This window comes from Acinetobacter brisouii CIP 110357 (genome assembly GCF_000488275.1).
Taxonomy (GTDB): Bacteria; Pseudomonadota; Gammaproteobacteria; order Pseudomonadales; family Moraxellaceae; genus Acinetobacter; species Acinetobacter brisouii.
On the sequence record NZ_KI530762.1, the window covers coordinates 1,387,408 to 1,402,335 of the forward strand.

Sequence of the window (14,928 nt, forward strand, 5' to 3'; positions counted from 1 at the left end):
GAATCTCCAACAGATTAATTGACTTGTTGAATCTCAAAACCTAGTTGTTCCAGTTGCTCTCGTTTGGTAAATGGTGCAACAACCGCTTTTACTGCTTTATGGTTAAGCAAATATTGCTCTACAACACGTTTTAAATCATCTAATGTGACTGCCAATATTTGTGCACGTAGCTGGGTTCTAAATGCAGGTGAACGTTTGTGTAACAACGCATAACATGCACTAATCGCTTCACCTGCTGGAGAACCTGGTTTATCCATACCAGCAATCAAGCCCAAAATCGCCTCTTCAAGCTGATGCGGTAACTGTGGTGCAGTCATCAACCAATTCAAGCTCGCTTCAAAATCTTGGAAAGTTTCAGTGAGACGCGGGTCACGGTAGCTATAGAAACGGAACGCACAGGCATTGCCATCGTAACTTGCGCCACCACCATACGCACCACCCTTTTCACGAATCGCGCTATGTAAGAAACCATTGCGCAAGTAGCCTGCCAAGACCATAAATACCGCAGCGTCAGGATGTGATACTTCTACAGCCTGATAAGCAGCCGAACAGAATTGTACATTGGTCTGAATGAGCCATGCCTGATCTTGCTTAGAATCTTCACGGCGTACTGTACTTAATTCGATTGGCTCATGAGAAAATTCAACTTTATCCCAAACATCCTGTACATGCTCAACCAATGTTTGACTGTGCATGTCTTCACAAACCAGTAAAAATTGTTTTGGTGCTTGCAATAACAACTGATGAATATTTTTTAATTCCTGAATAAAATCAGTATAAGCCTGTTCATCTTTTTGAATTTTTTCAATCAGCTCTATCAGCCAGTTCAAAGCACCCAGACCTGTGTTGAAATAATCACGCTCTGCTAAAGCACTCATGTGACGCGAAGCAATCTGCATAGCATAACTGTGTCCTGAGCCAGACAAACGTGATTGCCAACGTGTTTTACGCTGTTGCAACAATTCTAAAATACGGTCTTTTTCATCGAAACGTAGTTTTTCAAACGCCAGTTTCAATAAACCAATCGCATCAAAACGATCTGCCAAAGACTTCGTGGTTAAAGTTAAAAATGCACTGATCTGATTTTTATCATTCAAACCGCTACGTAATGAAGCTCCCATGCCCAAACCACCACTCACAGCAGTTTGTACATGTTGAAGCGCCAAGTAGTCATACTCACCAGCACCAACTTCGCCAACTAAAATTGACAGTAAGTTGAAATATGGCGATTGCACCACAACATCTGGAATTTCAACAATCACTTGTTGATAGTACAAACCATTGGTTCCTGCATGGTATAAATGCAACGGCATATCGTGGTTATTGCTAATAATTTCGCGCAACTCACCTTGTACAATCTGGATTTCAGCTGGAATGTCTTCTAAACCGACTTTAGGTAACAGCTCAAGATTATCTGGTGTTTCCTGACGTTTGTTGAGTGCTTCTGTATTAGCAATAATCTCAGCGCGATCAGCGTCTGTTAAATTCGCTTCAATCTGGTCTAAACGTGCCTGTTCCAGTTGTTTTTCATGCGCTGATTTATTGGCATCTGGCACTAAAGTCAGCTGCACACAGTGTGTATTATCAAGCAAATAGGTTTGTATTAGTTTAGACAACCACATTGGGTCTTTCAGTTCTTCTTTCACAGCTTCCATAGCCGCATCAACATCCCATACATGTACAGGATCACTGTGATGAATCGCGCTACTTAAACCATTTAAAATCAGACTTAAACCATACGGCGTACCATCTCCACCGACTTCACGCTGATGTAATTCAATCTGATGTAAAATTGAATCAACCATCTTGGAATCAACAGGTTTAGAAGCAGCTTCTTGCAGTATGTTTAATACGCCCTCTTTAAACGTTTGGGCATGTTCAGGATCTGAGCCCTGTACCGCACAGTAAAAGGTCATTTCAAAGTTGCTGTCATCGACGCCCATAAATGGACCTGTAGAATCGGCATAACCACACGTTTCCAAATAATGGCGCAGTGGTGATGCAGAATTTTCCAGTAAAATACCTTCAACCAGGCGCATACCTAAACGCAGTTTAATATCACTGGCTTCAGGCAATAACCACGCAAGTACATGATAAGTTTTACCTTTGAGGTCTTCTGCATCGACTGCATAAGTTTCAGTGACTTCAATCGGTGCGGCCAAGCGCTGTTCTGGAGTCGAGTGTAAAGTTCGCCCTGCCTGGAATTTATGCAATACCTGAGTTTCAATCTGCTCTTGTAACTCATATGCAGTTTGATCACCAAAGGTCATAAACACGGCGTTACTTGGGTGATAATGTGTTTGATAGAACTCAAGCAGTTCGCCATAGGTCAAATCTGGGATATCTTTTGGGTCACCGCCAGAGTTGTAATGATAGGTCGTCGTCGGGAATAAATGATGCGCCAGTTGATGGTAAAGCTGATCTGAAGGCGAACTCATTGCACCTTTCATTTCATTAAATACCACGCCTTTAAATACAGGCTTGCCTTGCTCATCTAACTCGACCCGAATCCCTTCTTGGGCAAAATCTAAAGGATTGAGGTTTGCAGCAAATGCTGCGTCAAGGTAAACAGCAAGCAGATTTTGAAAATCTTTTTTGTTTTGTGTTGCAAATGGATATGCTGTCCAGTCTGCTGAAGTGAACGCGTTCATAAACGTATTTAATGAACGGCGAATCATTAAAAAGAACGGATCGCGCACAGGAAAACGCTCTGAACCACAAAGCGCTGTATGTTCCAAAATATGGGCTTCGCCTTTAGAATCCATTGGCTGGGTACGAAACGCAACTAAAAATACATTTTCATCATTTTGACTGGCTAAATGATAATGCACAGCACCAGTCACTTTGTGTTTATATTCATAAACATCGATGTCTAAAGCCTCAACATGATGCTGACGTAACAGCTGAAACGCGGGATGAATCGTTTGAGTAATGGTTTCAGTGACATCTACAGTCATGTGCTCTCCTAAATAAAAATCATCATCAATCATATTTTGGTATTATGCGACAGATACTCTAGATTTTCATGTAAAAACTTGAGTATTTTGGTTTTATATCATGCAAGCGCAGATCAGATTTACAACGAAAAATAACCCCTTTCATCCATGTAAAAATACAAAGTGTAGATGACAATGAAAAAATCTTACTTATTTGCAATCTCTTGTCTTATTTCAAGCAGCTTATATGCAAGCCCCAACTGTGATCAGCTTGCCAAAATTGCTGAGAACAATGGTGGAGTACAAGGTCTCTACAAGGTAAAAAGCCTAAAAGGCTTGCGTAGTTATTTTTATTCTGCCCCATCAGAACAGTGCAAAAGCAAAAATGTGTTTATTATTTCTAAAGATACAGTGTTTATGTATCAAAAAGTCAAAAATGAAAATCAATGGTGGATGTATGTGATGTATACCGCCAATGACGGCGTGACAGATACTCAAGGTTGGGTCAAAGTAAGGGATTTCGATAAGCTTGCAGGACGAACTAGCCCGCATTTAGACTGAATACACTGAGAACACAAAATCTGAAACTTTGTTATTCAAGTAATTGTGGTTTGAAACTGATGATCGTATCTGCAATATCCTCTGCCGATACATCATCAGTTTCAGGATAAAAATGAGATTGGTGACATCTAGCATTTCAGAAAGTTGAATTAACTGTTCAATATCAGCATCTAGCTCTGCGTCTGAACCTTCTGCATTCATAATACGTATAATCAAATTAATGAGTTCTTTACGATTAAGTCGACTCATTTTCTTACTATTTCAATATCATCGAATCTGATTTTCAGTTTTAACCAATAATCGTGTTAAACATTCAATCGGATTTTTCAAAAAAATTTCTTCTTGTGAGTCTCTTATAATGAAAATAAAAGGAATTTATAAAAGAGGCTTGATATTCTAAATGCGTTTTTGTGTTAAAATTCATCAACAAAACTTAGGCTATTTAGTGACTAAAACAACCTTAAAAATGGTCAGCACAATAAAAAACCTAGCCATTATTACTGCTTAATTCATTATTTTTGAATAAAAATCCACTTTTACAGTCAAAACCTGAATTTTATTCATCTTAACTACTGTATTGTTTTCGCTTAGTGTAAAATGTTCAGCCTTAAAAACTTGCAATGAGCCCACACATGTCAAAAATTGCCCTTTTTGCACTTGGTAATGCCCTGATTGACCAAGAATTTCAGGTTTCCGATGACTTTTTAGCAACACAAAATTTGCAAAAAGGTACCATGCAACTGGCTGATGGTGAGGCTCAGACACGTCTTTATACAAATTTACAAGCCTCTCAAACCTATAAAGGTCAAGCGAGTGGTGGTTCCGCTGCCAATACAACTGTCGCATTTAGTGCTTTAGGTGGCCGTGCCTTTTATGGTTGCCGCGTGGGTCACGATGAACTCGGTCAGACCTACCTTGATGGTTTAAATGAAGCAGGTATCTTCACAGCTCAACAATCTATTAGTGAAGGTGTAACAGGAACCTGTATGGTTCTGATTACTCCAGATACTGAACGCACTATGCATACCTATTTAGGGATTACCGCAGAGCTGTCTGTCGATCAAATCGACTTTCAACCTTTAGAACAAGCGCAGTGGCTATATATTGAAGGTTATTTATCTACCAGTGATACTGCTCGCCACGCGGTTGCCAAAGCACGCGAAATTGCCAAAGCCAATGATGTCAAAATTGCATTGTCTTTGTCTGATCCAGCTATGGTGCAATATGCTCGTGCAGGTTTAACCGAGTTATTGGCTGACGGTGTGGACTTGTTGTTCTGTAACGAACAAGAAGCCTTGATGTTTACCGAAACTGCTGACTTGGATGCAGCATTAGCTGTTTTACTAGAAAATAATCAAAATGTTGTGATTACTCTAGGTGCAAAAGGTGCACTGGTTGCGAGCCAAAACGAAAAAATTCATGTAGAAGGTCGTAAAGTCAAAGCTGTTGATACCAACGGTGCGGGCGATGCTTTTGCAGGTGCATTCTTATATGCGATTCACCAAGGTTCAAACCTAGAACAAGCAGCTGAACTTGCAATTTTAATTTCAAGCGAAGTTGTAGCTCAGTTTGGCCCACGTCTCGCAATTGAAAAATATGCTAGACTACAGCAAAGCATCGAACTGGATCTTGCATAATGACCCACAAAATTTGCATGACTGAAGATATTCCTGAACGTGAAGCACGTGCCTTTGACAATGATAAAGGCGAAACTATTTTTGTGACTCAACGTGATGGAATGTTTTACGCATATAAAAACCTGTGCCCACATTTGCAAGTTGAACTTGAATTTCTAGAAAATCAATTTTTAGATCAAGATCAGGAATTTATCCAATGCTCTACTCATGGTGCGTTATTTAATGTAGAAACAGGTGAATGTATTTCTGGACCATGTCTGGGCGAATCCCTACAAAAAGTAGAGCTTCGGATACATTCAGATGGCGGTATTTACTTGTCTTGAGTTGCTCATGAGCAGTTTACATGCTTTTCTGACCAGTTATGAATTGATGCCATTTCACGCCAGTGTGATGGCATTGGTGATTTTGAGCCTGGTTGAAACAGTCGGGTTTTATTTGGGTGGACGCCCTTTCGCCTCGTTAAAACACCTGTTTCCACATATCATCAAAACGCCACTGTTAGACATCAAATTTTCAAAACTCCTGATTGTGGTTTTTTTTCTGATTAATTTCAGCTTTGCTGGTTATTTTTTGCAACTGTTCTTTTTTGCATATCAAAATCATTTTGCGCCTGTTGTCTATCTGCTTCTACCCGCACTGGTGATTGCCCTATTTTTTACTGTGTTTATGATTCACTGTTTAGATCAGGTGATTCGACCGAAATTTGAGAGCAAACAAAAAAACCTGATTGGTCGACTTGCTACGATTTGCAATGGCAATGCTCGTCCTGAAAGTACAGCTCAAGCCCGTGTGCGCGATGAATATGGACAATTGCATTATGTACAGGTTCGTTCAGAGTTTGGAGAACTTGAACTCAACTCGCAAATTATTTTAATTCGTAGACGCGAATCTTATTACATCGCTAAAAAAATTGTCGAATCGAATCATTTATTTGACGATGATATGTTTAGCCATCACGATGCCTAAGCACAACCACGATTTAACTTGTCGAAAGCCGATTTGAGTCATACAATCCAGCATCTTTTTTGGCGTTTACCGCCATTTGTCATTAAAATACAAGATGTAAGGTTATCTCATGAAAAAACAACTTGGAAAGCTCGCCTTTAAACTTTCAGGTTGGACATATCATCTTCAAGACGACATTCTTGAGGACAAACAAGTAATTATTGGTTTTGAACATACATCCATGCTTGATGGTGTCTTATCTATATCACTCTTTCAAATTTTGGGTTTACAAACCCATACCTTAATGAAAAAGGAACTATTTAAAGGCCCTATGGCACCCCTGCTCAAAGCTGTAGGTGCGATTCCTGTTGACCGCAAAGCCAAACAAGATACAGTTTCACAAATGGTGGAACTTTTTCAAAGCAATAATAAATTTAATCTGGTGATTGCACCTGAAGCCACACGTGCCAAAAATGGTGAACCCCGCAAACCAATCCGCACAGGTTTTTGGCATATTGCCAAAGCAGCAAATGTTCCAATTGTGATGATGTATGCCAACCCCAAAACCAGACAAGGGGGCATTATTGGAAAAATTTACCCGCATGATTTTGATCAGGACATGCAAACGCTTAAAGACCTTTACAAAGAACTCGCAGAGCTGGATATTGTTATTCCAGAACCCAAAAACACATAAGCTTTATAGGGATTTACCGAAATCTTCTTGGTGAAATAAAAGTGATTATGCTAAAATCACGCAGTTTTTTGATCTGGTATAGACCAATCTTTTGAGGAGCATATTTACATGGCGGGTCATTCCAAGTGGGCAAACACAAAGCATCGTAAAGCAAAACAAGATGCCAGCCGTGCTAAAGTTTTTACCAAATATATCCGTGAAATTGTAACCGCAGCAAAATTGGGCGGTGGCGATGCAGCAAGCAACCCTCGTTTACGTGCTGTGGTTGAAAAAGCTTTATCGGTAAATATGACTCGTGAAGCAATTAACCGTGCCATTCAACGTGGTGCTGGTGGTGAAGATAACGACGATTTAAACGAAGTAACATATGAAGGTTACGGCGTAGGTGGTGTTGCAGTACTGGTTGAAACCATGACTGATAACTTAAACCGTACTGTTCCTGATGTTCGCCATTGTTTTAGCAAAACCAATGGTAACTTGGGCACCAATGGTTCTGTATCTTACCTGTTTACTAAACGTGGTGAAATTACATTTGAAGATGTGTCTTTAGAAGATAAAATCATGGAAGTGGCTTTAGAAGCTGGTGCAGATGATATCGAAATTGATGAAGACGAAATCTTGGTGATTACCTCACCTGAAAGCTTTGGTACAGTACAAGATGCTTTAACTGCGGCTGGCTTAAAATCTGACAATGCTGAAGTGGTTATGAGTCCATCGACTAAAGCTGAAATTACAGACATCGACCAAGCCAAACAAATCATGAAAATGATTGATATGCTTGAAGATCTAGATGATGTTCAAAACGTTTATACCAACGTTGAATTTTCTGATGAAGTTCTTGCACAGCTAGATGCTTAATTCGCTTGCTTCAGCTAAAAACGAGATTTAAAATTTTAAATCTCGTTTTTTTATGTTTACACAATCAATATATGAAACTTAAGCAAAATTAAGAATTATAAAAAAATCATTATTATCAAAATTTTACCAACCGAAACACACTAAGCTGCACATCATATCCGACCTTTACACTATTGCCCATTCATAAAAAATGGGAACTTACACATGCTGAATAAAGTACCTCAGGTCACTTTAATTTTCTGGCTGATAAAAATTGCTGCTACAACACTTGGTGAAACGGCGGGAGATGCTCTCTCAATGTCACTCGATTTGGGGTATATCCTCAGTAGTGCTATTTTTTTCTTGCTCTTTGCTTTTTTTGTGAGCCTACAGATTAAAGCTAAACAATATCATCCATATCTTTACTGGCTCACCATTATTACCACGACAACATTAGGCACAACAATTGCAGATTTTGTCGATCGTTCACTAGGTATTGGGTACTTCGGTGGAAGCTTGTTATTGCTTACACTTTTATTGTGTTCGCTCGCAATCTGGTATTACAGTGATCGTTCTCTTTCCGTGCAAAATATTCGATCCACGAAAACCGAGATGTTTTACTGGGTGACCATCATGTTTTCACAAACGCTGGGAACAGCCTTGGGAGACTGGGTTGCGGACACTCAAGGCTTAGGCTATTTATATTCTGCGATTATTTTTGGCAGTATGCTACTGCTGCTCACTCTGGGCTACTTTTGGACAAAGATCTCACACACATTTCTGTTTTGGAGTGCGTTCATTCTTACTCGCCCATTAGGCGCCGTTTTAGGTGATTTTCTGGATAAACCGATTTCTCATGGTGGTTTAGACCTAAGCCGTTTTGGGGCATCATTCGTTCTTATTGTATTGATGTTTATCTTTATTTTTATTTCCACACGTGCTTCAAAAGCAAATACATAAATCCGAAATAAATAAGGAGATCACATTGATTTGATCTCCTTGATTTTAATTAAATACACAACAACACTACAGCAAAAATAGAAAAACAGATACCTGACAGATAATAGATATGTGGCGTATAGCGCTGTAAATATTGCAAGCATTGTGGTCGGGTCAGCCATGTCACTACACTGATATTCCAAATCAAAACGACCATCACCATCCAGATACTTATGGAAATTTTATAAACAGCACTGGTCTGCTGTGGAAGTAAAATCATTAGACTACTATAAAACATCCAGTTTTTAGGATTGAGTAAACTTGATTGTAGCCCCATCCCAAGTAAAGATTGCCAAGTCACCTCAGCATTCATCTGCTGATGTACTGACTGTTCTAAGTTCAAATGATGGTGAGCGTAGCGAAGACACAGCCATGAAAGATAAAATAAATACAGCGCTCCCACATAGCGCAACCCAAACAAGAAATTCGAACTCAACTGCCCAAGAGTATTAAGCAACACCATCAACACCCCAAGAATCAAGGCATTACCCAATGCGATTCCCCAAGCAACTCGATAAGCTGCCCGATGTGAATAACGCAGTAATGTCGTTAATAACAGGAAGAAATCGGGGCCTGGAGAAAGCAAAGCAAGAAAATGTGTAACGGCAATAACAACAAAAAAATTCATAGCGCACTCAAATACTGACGTGGCTTGAGCTTAGGAAATTGCTGAACAATTTTATTGTAAAAAAGTGCGGGAAAAACCTTGCTGATACTGTTTCGGAGTCACACCAGCATGCGCCTTAAAGACTTTATGAAAATGACTTTGATCACTAAAACCCAGATCGGTTGCGAGCGTACTAATTTTTGCGCCTGTTTTTAATGCTTGACGAGCTTGATGAATTTTAAGATTAACTTGAAACAAATGCGGGGTTAAACCAAGATTAGCTTTAAATAAGCGAATGACCACATAACGACTAACACCAATTTTCTCTGCAAGTTGCTCTAAAGATAAAAAACCTTGTGCATTTTGGCAAAGGGTTATCAGCAGGTGTAAATGTTGATGAAAATAAGCATGTTGCGGTAATTGTTGCCAGTCGATATATGGAAATAAGAGCTGTGTGAGACACTCGATTAATACTTGTTCTTTTTCTGTAATTAACACATCTGAATCAAGCAATGTCTGATTCATCTGACAAAATGCTTGATAAGTCACAGAGCCATGTAGCACAAGAGGCTTGAGCTGCGGCATCGGCATTTTTTCGAGCAATAAACAATGCACTTCACTCGATAATTGTTCTAACCAAGTTGCATCAACATGCAACATTTGGTAACTCCAGTGCTGATGCTGCACTGGATTACAAGAATGCTCAATATGTGCAGGAATAACAACAAGGCTTCCTTGCTGAATGGTCACTTCATCAGTAAAAGCACTATAAAAAGTGCTTTGCCCTGCATCCACCGCACCAATTGACAGTGTTGGATGACTATGTGCCTTATAGCAAATACGACTTTCACATGCCCGCCGTGTTTCCACATAAGGCATGCGAGGATCTGACCAGAACTCAAGCAAATTGGGTAACAGCAAGTGCGCGTTCAATATCCTGCTCTAAACTTTCAGGTTTGGTCGTTGGTGCATAGCGATTAATCACCTCGCCATTTCTCCCAATCAGGAATTTAGTGAAATTCCACTTAATACTTTGACTACCTAAAATCCCCTTAGCTTCACGGGTGAGCAGGCGAAAAATTGCATGTGCTTCAGGGCCTTTTACATCGACTTTAGCAAACATTGGAAAACTTACACCGTAATTCCGCTTGCAAAAGTTATCTATTTCTTCGTTGCTTCCAGGGTCTTGTCCACCAAACTGATTACATGGAAAGCCCAATACAACTAACCCCTGATCCCGATACTTTTGATAGAGCTTTTCCAGACCCGAAAACTGTGGAGTGAAACCACACTTACTGGCAGTATTGACGATCAGCAGCACCTTGCCTTCGTAATCGGCCATAGACTGGATATGACCGTCTAGGCGTTCTGCTTCAAATTGATAAATTTTAGTCATGGATAAGTTTCCTCATCGCCTTTTTCTTGTGTTTTTAGTTCCAGAGATGCGGAATTTACACAGTAACGTAGGCCTGTTGGCTGTGGGCCATCTTCAAAAACATGCCCCAAATGTGCATCGCAGTGATGACAAACAATTTCGACACGTACCATTCCGTGGCTCAAATCATCATGTTCTTCTATTGCAGTATTATTAATCGGCTTATAAAAACTTGGCCAACCACAACCACTATCATATTTGGCATCTGACTCAAATAATGGCGCACCGCAACAGCGACACACATAAGTTCCTGACTGTTTAGTATTCCAGTATTTCCCTGTAAATGGAGCTTCTGTACCTTTTTGGCGTGTAATTCTATATTCTTCTGGCGATAACTCTCTTTGCCATTCTCTTGGTGTTTTATTCAATTTTCCCATGATTCTATCCCTGTCTATTTTGCTGTTTAAAATAGGATAATCCTATATTTACGTTATTCATTCTAAAATTTCTAGTCTTTAATTCACAAATTACAAAACATGTATAAACAATAAAAAAGCAAAAAGGAAGCAATATTAACAATAAAAGTAAGCAATTTTATTTGGTAAGTGCTTTTTTGTGAGCAATATTAGTGTTACTCTTACAGCCATTCTTGCTTAGGATTAAAAAATGTCGCAAAAAAAGAGCGTTATTTTTAAAAATCTACTGCCCGTGATTAAACAATATCAACAGGCAGGATTTACGCATGAAAAAATTGTTAGCTTACTTCGAGATCAACATGACCTTGACCTAGTAACAACTGAAACATTCAAAAGTTATTTATATCGTTATGCAAAAGTGAACCCCACTCCTTCTGAGAGCATCAAAATGACGAACACTATCCAAACCCCACGAGAAATTAAAAAGTCATCAAAACTTGAGCATGTTTGCTATGACATTCGTGGACCAGTGTTACGAGCGGCCAACGAGATGGAGGAACAAGGGCACAAGATTATCAAGCTCAATATTGGCAACCCTGCCCCGTTTGGCTTTGAAGCCCCACAAGAAATTATTAACGATGTTGCTTTAAACTTACCAAATGCAATTGGTTACACAGACTCGCGCGGCATTTTCCCTGCACGTAAAGCGATTTGCCAGTATTATCAGCAAAAAGGCATTCTCAACATGCATGTCAATGACGTATATGTTGGTAATGGCGTATCCGAACTGATTGTCATGGCAATGCAAGGCTTGCTTGATGACGGCGATGAAATGCTGGTTCCAATGCCAGACTATCCACTTTGGACAGCCGCAGTCAATTTATCGGGTGGTACAGCAATTCACTATAAATGTGATGAGGAAAATAGCTGGTATCCAGATATTGCGGATATGGAAAGTAAAATCACCGCAAATACACGCGGGATTGTGGTCATTAACCCAAACAACCCAACGGGGTCAGTTTATCCGCGCCACATTTTGGAGCAGATTGTTGCTCTTGCAAAAAAATACGATCTGATTTTGTTTGCAGATGAAATCTACGACAAAATCATTTATGACGGAATTGAACATGTTGCTTTAGCATCTTTAGCGGGAAATCACCTGTGCATTTCCTTCAATGGATTATCTAAAGCCTATCGTATCGCTGGTTTCCGCGCAGGCTGGATGGCAATCACGGGCGACAAGTCTCGTGCAACCGACTATATCGAAGGCTTGGACATGCTGGCATCAATGCGTCTTTGTGCAAACCATCAGGCACAATATGCAATTCAAACTGCACTGGGTGGCTATCAGTCAATTAATGATTTGATTCGCCCAGGTGGTCGCCTGTATGAACAACGCAATATTGCATGGCAAATGCTGAATGAAATTCCTGGTGTGAGTTGTGTCAAACCTGAAGGTGCAATGTATTGCTTCCCTCGCCTTGACCCAACAGTATATCCAATTAAGGACGATGAAAAGTTAATGCTTGACCTGTTACGTGCCGAGAAAGTCTTACTGGTACAAGGAACAGGTTTTAACTGGCCAACACCAGACCATTTCCGTGTCGTGTTCTTGCCTGCAGAAAATGAACTAAGAGAAGCAATCACTCGAATGGGGCGTTTCTTAGCCACTTTACGTTAAGTTAAATGATGCAATGGAAAAAGCAGCGCTCAAAATAGACGCTGCTTTTTTTTCATACCAAACCCAAGCCAATTTCTTCGATTATAAATAACAATTAATTAACTTAATTACTCAATTAAAAGCCAAGAATAAAATAAATGATATATTTATCAAAAATATAGGAAACAAAAAACAATTATTATCTCTCTTATTCCCCCATGTTTAATTTTTACTATTCATTAAAATTTTTAATATATTCCATGCCATAAGCAACAAATGCTATGTAAAAAATGCATACTACTTTCTTTTTTTGCATTTAACACTGCTTCAAAATCGAGCAACAATGCCCACCTGCACAATAATATTACGACACCCGAATTCGGTCAGAGCAGATACAGATTCAGGAATAGAATCCGTAAAACTAACCGAACTTACAAGGAAAGCTTTCAATCATTCCTAGACTGCTACTCTCTAGAAAGTGATTGAATCAAATGGATAGAGGTTCGCATGAATCAAAAAAAGCTGCTCAAGTATATTGTATTTGCTATTTTGCTTGGAATTTTGACAGGCTGGATCTGCCATCATTTTTTCAATCAAGGTGAGCAACTTAAGCAAATCGCGTCTTATTTTAATATCATCACAGATATATTCTTACGCTTGATCAAAATGATCATTGCACCATTGGTATTTGCGACCATCATTTCAGGTATTGTATCAATGGGGAAATCTGCTTCTCTAGGCAGTATTACCTTTAAATCCATGACTTGGTTTATTACCGCGTCATTCGTTTCACTGGCGATTGGGATGGGACTTGCCAATTTTCTGCAACCAGGTGCAGGATTACATTTAGCCTTGCCGACCGCACAACAAGTCAGTAATGCTGCTCTCCCAGCGACAACAGGATTTACCCTACAATCATTTATGACGCATGTGTTTCCTCGCAGTATTGCGGAGGCAATGGCAAATAATGATATTTTACAAGTGCTTGTTTTTTCAATCTTCTTTGGTTCTGCGCTTGCCTATGTCAGCCATGGTAAAGAATCAACCATTATCCGTTTAACAGAAGAACTCAGCAAAGTGATGTTTCGCATCACAGATTATGTCATGTCATTTGCTCCAGTTGCGGTCTTTGCTGCAATGGCATCTGCAGTTACATTACAAGGTCTAGGTCTGATTGTTGATTATGGCGTTTTGATTGCCGAATTCTATTTCGGTTTATTCCTACTTTGGATTGTACTGTTCACTGTGGGTGCAATCGTACTTAAAAAAGATATCTTCCGCTTAGGCAAACTTATTCGTGAACCAGTTACACTTGCTTTTGCAACAGCATCAAGCGAGTCAGCTTATCCAAAAGTTATGGATGCACTCACCAAGTTTGGTGTGCCAAAAAAAATCACCAGCTTTGTTCTACCTTTAGGCTATTCATTTAACCTTGATGGTTCAATGATGTACACCACCTTTGCAGTACTCTTTATTGCTCAGGCTTATCATATTGAATTGAGTTTCACACAACAGATTTTAATCTTGTTGACACTCATGGTTACGAGTAAAGGGATTGCGGGTGTTTCTCGGGCATCTATTGTAGTCATTTCAGCAACACTCACCATGTTCCACTTACCAGAAGCAGGAATCTTGTTACTCCTCGGTATTGACCAATTCCTTGATATGGGACGTACTGCAACCAATGTTGTCGGAAATAGTATTGCTACGGCTGTTGTCGCAAAACTTGAAGGTGACAAGGTAGCAGAAACTGAAGAAGCTCCAGAGCAGGCATTAATTAACCCACAACAAGAACAAAACATCGCTTAATTCGTTTTACTCCTTAACAGAGCAATTTTATTATGGTTATATAAAATTGCTCTTTTTTTAAATTTTGAATTAATATTAAAATTTATATTTTTATAATTAAACTTCAAAAGAATTAAACCTAGTTATTAAACAACTTCATATAAAAAATATAATTCAATTAACCATTTTGTTTATTTTCATGATAAAAAACAAAGGCAATAAAATATCAAGATATAAGATTTTAAATAAAATAATTTTAAAAAAACTACACTCTACATTACCTACTTTAAGATTTACTGGCGACTCATGCCACATAACCAAGATTCATCACAATGGATTTAACTTAAAAATAAATTAATAAAAATCATTTACATAAAATTATTCAAAAGATTTATTTATGCATTTCACAAATCGCTTTGATGTGTTTACATACAAAAAATAATGATATAAAAATGATCAATTTCACAATATTA

Annotated in this window: 15 protein-coding genes; 9 read left to right on the plus strand and 6 right to left on the minus strand. The window is 39.0% G+C overall.

Going from position 1 to position 14,928, the window contains the following annotated elements; genetic code table 11:
* Window positions 1–14: 14 nt before the first annotated feature.
* Window positions 15–2,957 carry an insulinase family protein gene (locus P255_RS06520; RefSeq protein ID WP_004905008.1) on the minus strand — a complete coding sequence of 981 codons (2,943 nt, stop codon included), beginning with the start codon at window positions 2,955–2,957 and terminating at the stop codon, window positions 15–17.
* A 174-nt stretch (window positions 2,958–3,131) separates the two neighbouring features.
* On the opposite strand from P255_RS06520, the gene P255_RS06525 reads away from it, so the two are divergent.
* Window positions 3,132–3,497, plus strand: coding sequence for a hypothetical protein (locus tag P255_RS06525; RefSeq protein ID WP_004905007.1), 366 nt, complete (start codon window positions 3,132–3,134; stop codon window positions 3,495–3,497).
* Here the strand turns inward: P255_RS06525 and P255_RS06530 are convergent.
* Window positions 3,489–3,746, minus strand: coding sequence for a hypothetical protein (locus tag P255_RS06530; protein WP_004905005.1), 258 nt, complete (start codon window positions 3,744–3,746; stop codon window positions 3,489–3,491). The genes P255_RS06525 and P255_RS06530 overlap by 9 nt on opposite strands.
* A 383-nt stretch (window positions 3,747–4,129) precedes the next feature.
* On the opposite strand from P255_RS06530, the gene P255_RS06535 reads away from it, so the two are divergent.
* The 6 genes from P255_RS06535 (at window position 4,130) to P255_RS06560 (ending at window position 8,570) form a co-directional block, all read left to right on the plus strand.
* Entirely contained in the window at window positions 4,130–5,134 is a 1,005-nt protein-coding gene (locus tag P255_RS06535) for an adenosine kinase (protein WP_004905004.1), read from the plus strand.
* 17 nt (window positions 5,135–5,151) lie between these two features.
* Window positions 5,152–5,457 (plus strand): Rieske (2Fe-2S) protein, encoded by a 306-nt coding sequence (locus tag P255_RS06540; protein ID WP_162183193.1) that lies wholly within the window; start codon window positions 5,152–5,154, stop codon window positions 5,455–5,457.
* Between the two features lie 7 nt (window positions 5,458–5,464).
* Window positions 5,465–6,100 (plus strand): OB-fold-containig protein, encoded by a 636-nt coding sequence (locus P255_RS06545; RefSeq protein ID WP_004905000.1) that lies wholly within the window; start codon window positions 5,465–5,467, stop codon window positions 6,098–6,100.
* A gap of 109 nt (window positions 6,101–6,209) precedes the next feature.
* Window positions 6,210–6,773 (plus strand): 1-acyl-sn-glycerol-3-phosphate acyltransferase, encoded by a 564-nt coding sequence (locus P255_RS06550; protein WP_004904998.1) that lies wholly within the window; start codon window positions 6,210–6,212, stop codon window positions 6,771–6,773.
* A gap of 108 nt (window positions 6,774–6,881) precedes the next feature.
* A complete protein-coding gene (locus P255_RS06555; RefSeq protein ID WP_004904995.1) occupies window positions 6,882–7,631 on the plus strand; it encodes a YebC/PmpR family DNA-binding transcriptional regulator in 750 nt (249 codons plus the stop codon).
* Window positions 7,632–7,835: 204 nt separating this feature from the next.
* The gene (locus P255_RS06560; protein WP_004904993.1) at window positions 7,836–8,570 is read left to right on the plus strand and encodes a COG4705 family protein; all 735 of its coding nucleotides are present in this window, start codon (window positions 7,836–7,838) and stop codon (window positions 8,568–8,570) included.
* Between the two features lie 49 nt (window positions 8,571–8,619).
* Here P255_RS06560 and P255_RS06565 read toward each other — a convergent pair whose 3' ends face one another.
* The 4 genes from P255_RS06565 to msrB are packed head-to-tail and all read right to left on the minus strand — an operon-like array spanning window position 8,620 to window position 11,028.
* Window positions 8,620–9,237, minus strand: a complete 618-nt coding sequence (locus tag P255_RS06565; protein ID WP_004904990.1) for a LysE family translocator — start codon at window positions 9,235–9,237, stop codon at window positions 8,620–8,622.
* 51 nt (window positions 9,238–9,288) lie between these two features.
* Window positions 9,289–10,095, minus strand: coding sequence for a helix-turn-helix transcriptional regulator (locus P255_RS06570; protein WP_044450473.1), 807 nt, complete (start codon window positions 10,093–10,095; stop codon window positions 9,289–9,291).
* A gap of 19 nt (window positions 10,096–10,114) precedes the next feature.
* Window positions 10,115–10,612, minus strand: a complete 498-nt coding sequence (locus P255_RS06575) for a glutathione peroxidase (protein WP_004904986.1) — start codon at window positions 10,610–10,612, stop codon at window positions 10,115–10,117.
* Window positions 10,609–11,028 carry a peptide-methionine (R)-S-oxide reductase MsrB gene (gene msrB / locus P255_RS06580; protein WP_004904985.1) on the minus strand — a complete coding sequence of 140 codons (420 nt, stop codon included), beginning with the start codon at window positions 11,026–11,028 and terminating at the stop codon, window positions 10,609–10,611. Before msrB ends, P255_RS06575 begins: the two co-directional genes overlap by 4 nt.
* 229 nt (window positions 11,029–11,257) lie before the next feature.
* On the opposite strand from msrB, the gene P255_RS06585 reads away from it, so the two are divergent.
* A complete protein-coding gene (locus tag P255_RS06585; protein WP_004904984.1) occupies window positions 11,258–12,688 on the plus strand; it encodes a pyridoxal phosphate-dependent aminotransferase in 1,431 nt (476 codons plus the stop codon).
* Between the two features lie 486 nt (window positions 12,689–13,174).
* Entirely contained in the window at window positions 13,175–14,476 is a 1,302-nt protein-coding gene (locus tag P255_RS06590) for a dicarboxylate/amino acid:cation symporter (RefSeq protein ID WP_004904982.1), read from the plus strand.
* The last annotated feature ends 452 nt before the right edge of the window (window positions 14,477–14,928 follow it).

What these genes read in the sequence shown, in the direction of transcription:
- P255_RS06520 (WP_004905008.1), bottom strand. Translation starts at nt 2,957, where the DNA reads ATGACTGTAGATGTCACTGAAACCATTACTCAAACGATTCATCCCGCG.
- P255_RS06525 (WP_004905007.1), top strand. Translation starts at nt 3,132, where the DNA reads ATGAAAAAATCTTACTTATTTGCAATCTCTTGTCTTATTTCAAGCAGC.
- P255_RS06530 (WP_004905005.1), bottom strand. Translation starts at nt 3,746, where the DNA reads ATGAGTCGACTTAATCGTAAAGAACTCATTAATTTGATTATACGTATT.
- P255_RS06535 (WP_004905004.1), top strand. Translation starts at nt 4,130, where the DNA reads ATGTCAAAAATTGCCCTTTTTGCACTTGGTAATGCCCTGATTGACCAA.
- P255_RS06540 (WP_162183193.1), top strand. Translation starts at nt 5,152, where the DNA reads ATGACTGAAGATATTCCTGAACGTGAAGCACGTGCCTTTGACAATGAT.
- P255_RS06545 (WP_004905000.1), top strand. Translation starts at nt 5,465, where the DNA reads ATGAGCAGTTTACATGCTTTTCTGACCAGTTATGAATTGATGCCATTT.
- P255_RS06550 (WP_004904998.1), top strand. Translation starts at nt 6,210, where the DNA reads ATGAAAAAACAACTTGGAAAGCTCGCCTTTAAACTTTCAGGTTGGACA.
- P255_RS06555 (WP_004904995.1), top strand. Translation starts at nt 6,882, where the DNA reads ATGGCGGGTCATTCCAAGTGGGCAAACACAAAGCATCGTAAAGCAAAA.
- P255_RS06560 (WP_004904993.1), top strand. Translation starts at nt 7,836, where the DNA reads ATGCTGAATAAAGTACCTCAGGTCACTTTAATTTTCTGGCTGATAAAA.
- P255_RS06565 (WP_004904990.1), bottom strand. Translation starts at nt 9,237, where the DNA reads ATGAATTTTTTTGTTGTTATTGCCGTTACACATTTTCTTGCTTTGCTT.
- P255_RS06570 (WP_044450473.1), bottom strand. Translation starts at nt 10,095, where the DNA reads ATGCCTTATGTGGAAACACGGCGGGCATGTGAAAGTCGTATTTGCTAT.
- P255_RS06575 (WP_004904986.1), bottom strand. Translation starts at nt 10,612, where the DNA reads ATGACTAAAATTTATCAATTTGAAGCAGAACGCCTAGACGGTCATATC.
- msrB (WP_004904985.1), bottom strand. Translation starts at nt 11,028, where the DNA reads ATGGGAAAATTGAATAAAACACCAAGAGAATGGCAAAGAGAGTTATCG.
- P255_RS06585 (WP_004904984.1), top strand. Translation starts at nt 11,258, where the DNA reads ATGTCGCAAAAAAAGAGCGTTATTTTTAAAAATCTACTGCCCGTGATT.
- P255_RS06590 (WP_004904982.1), top strand. Translation starts at nt 13,175, where the DNA reads ATGAATCAAAAAAAGCTGCTCAAGTATATTGTATTTGCTATTTTGCTT.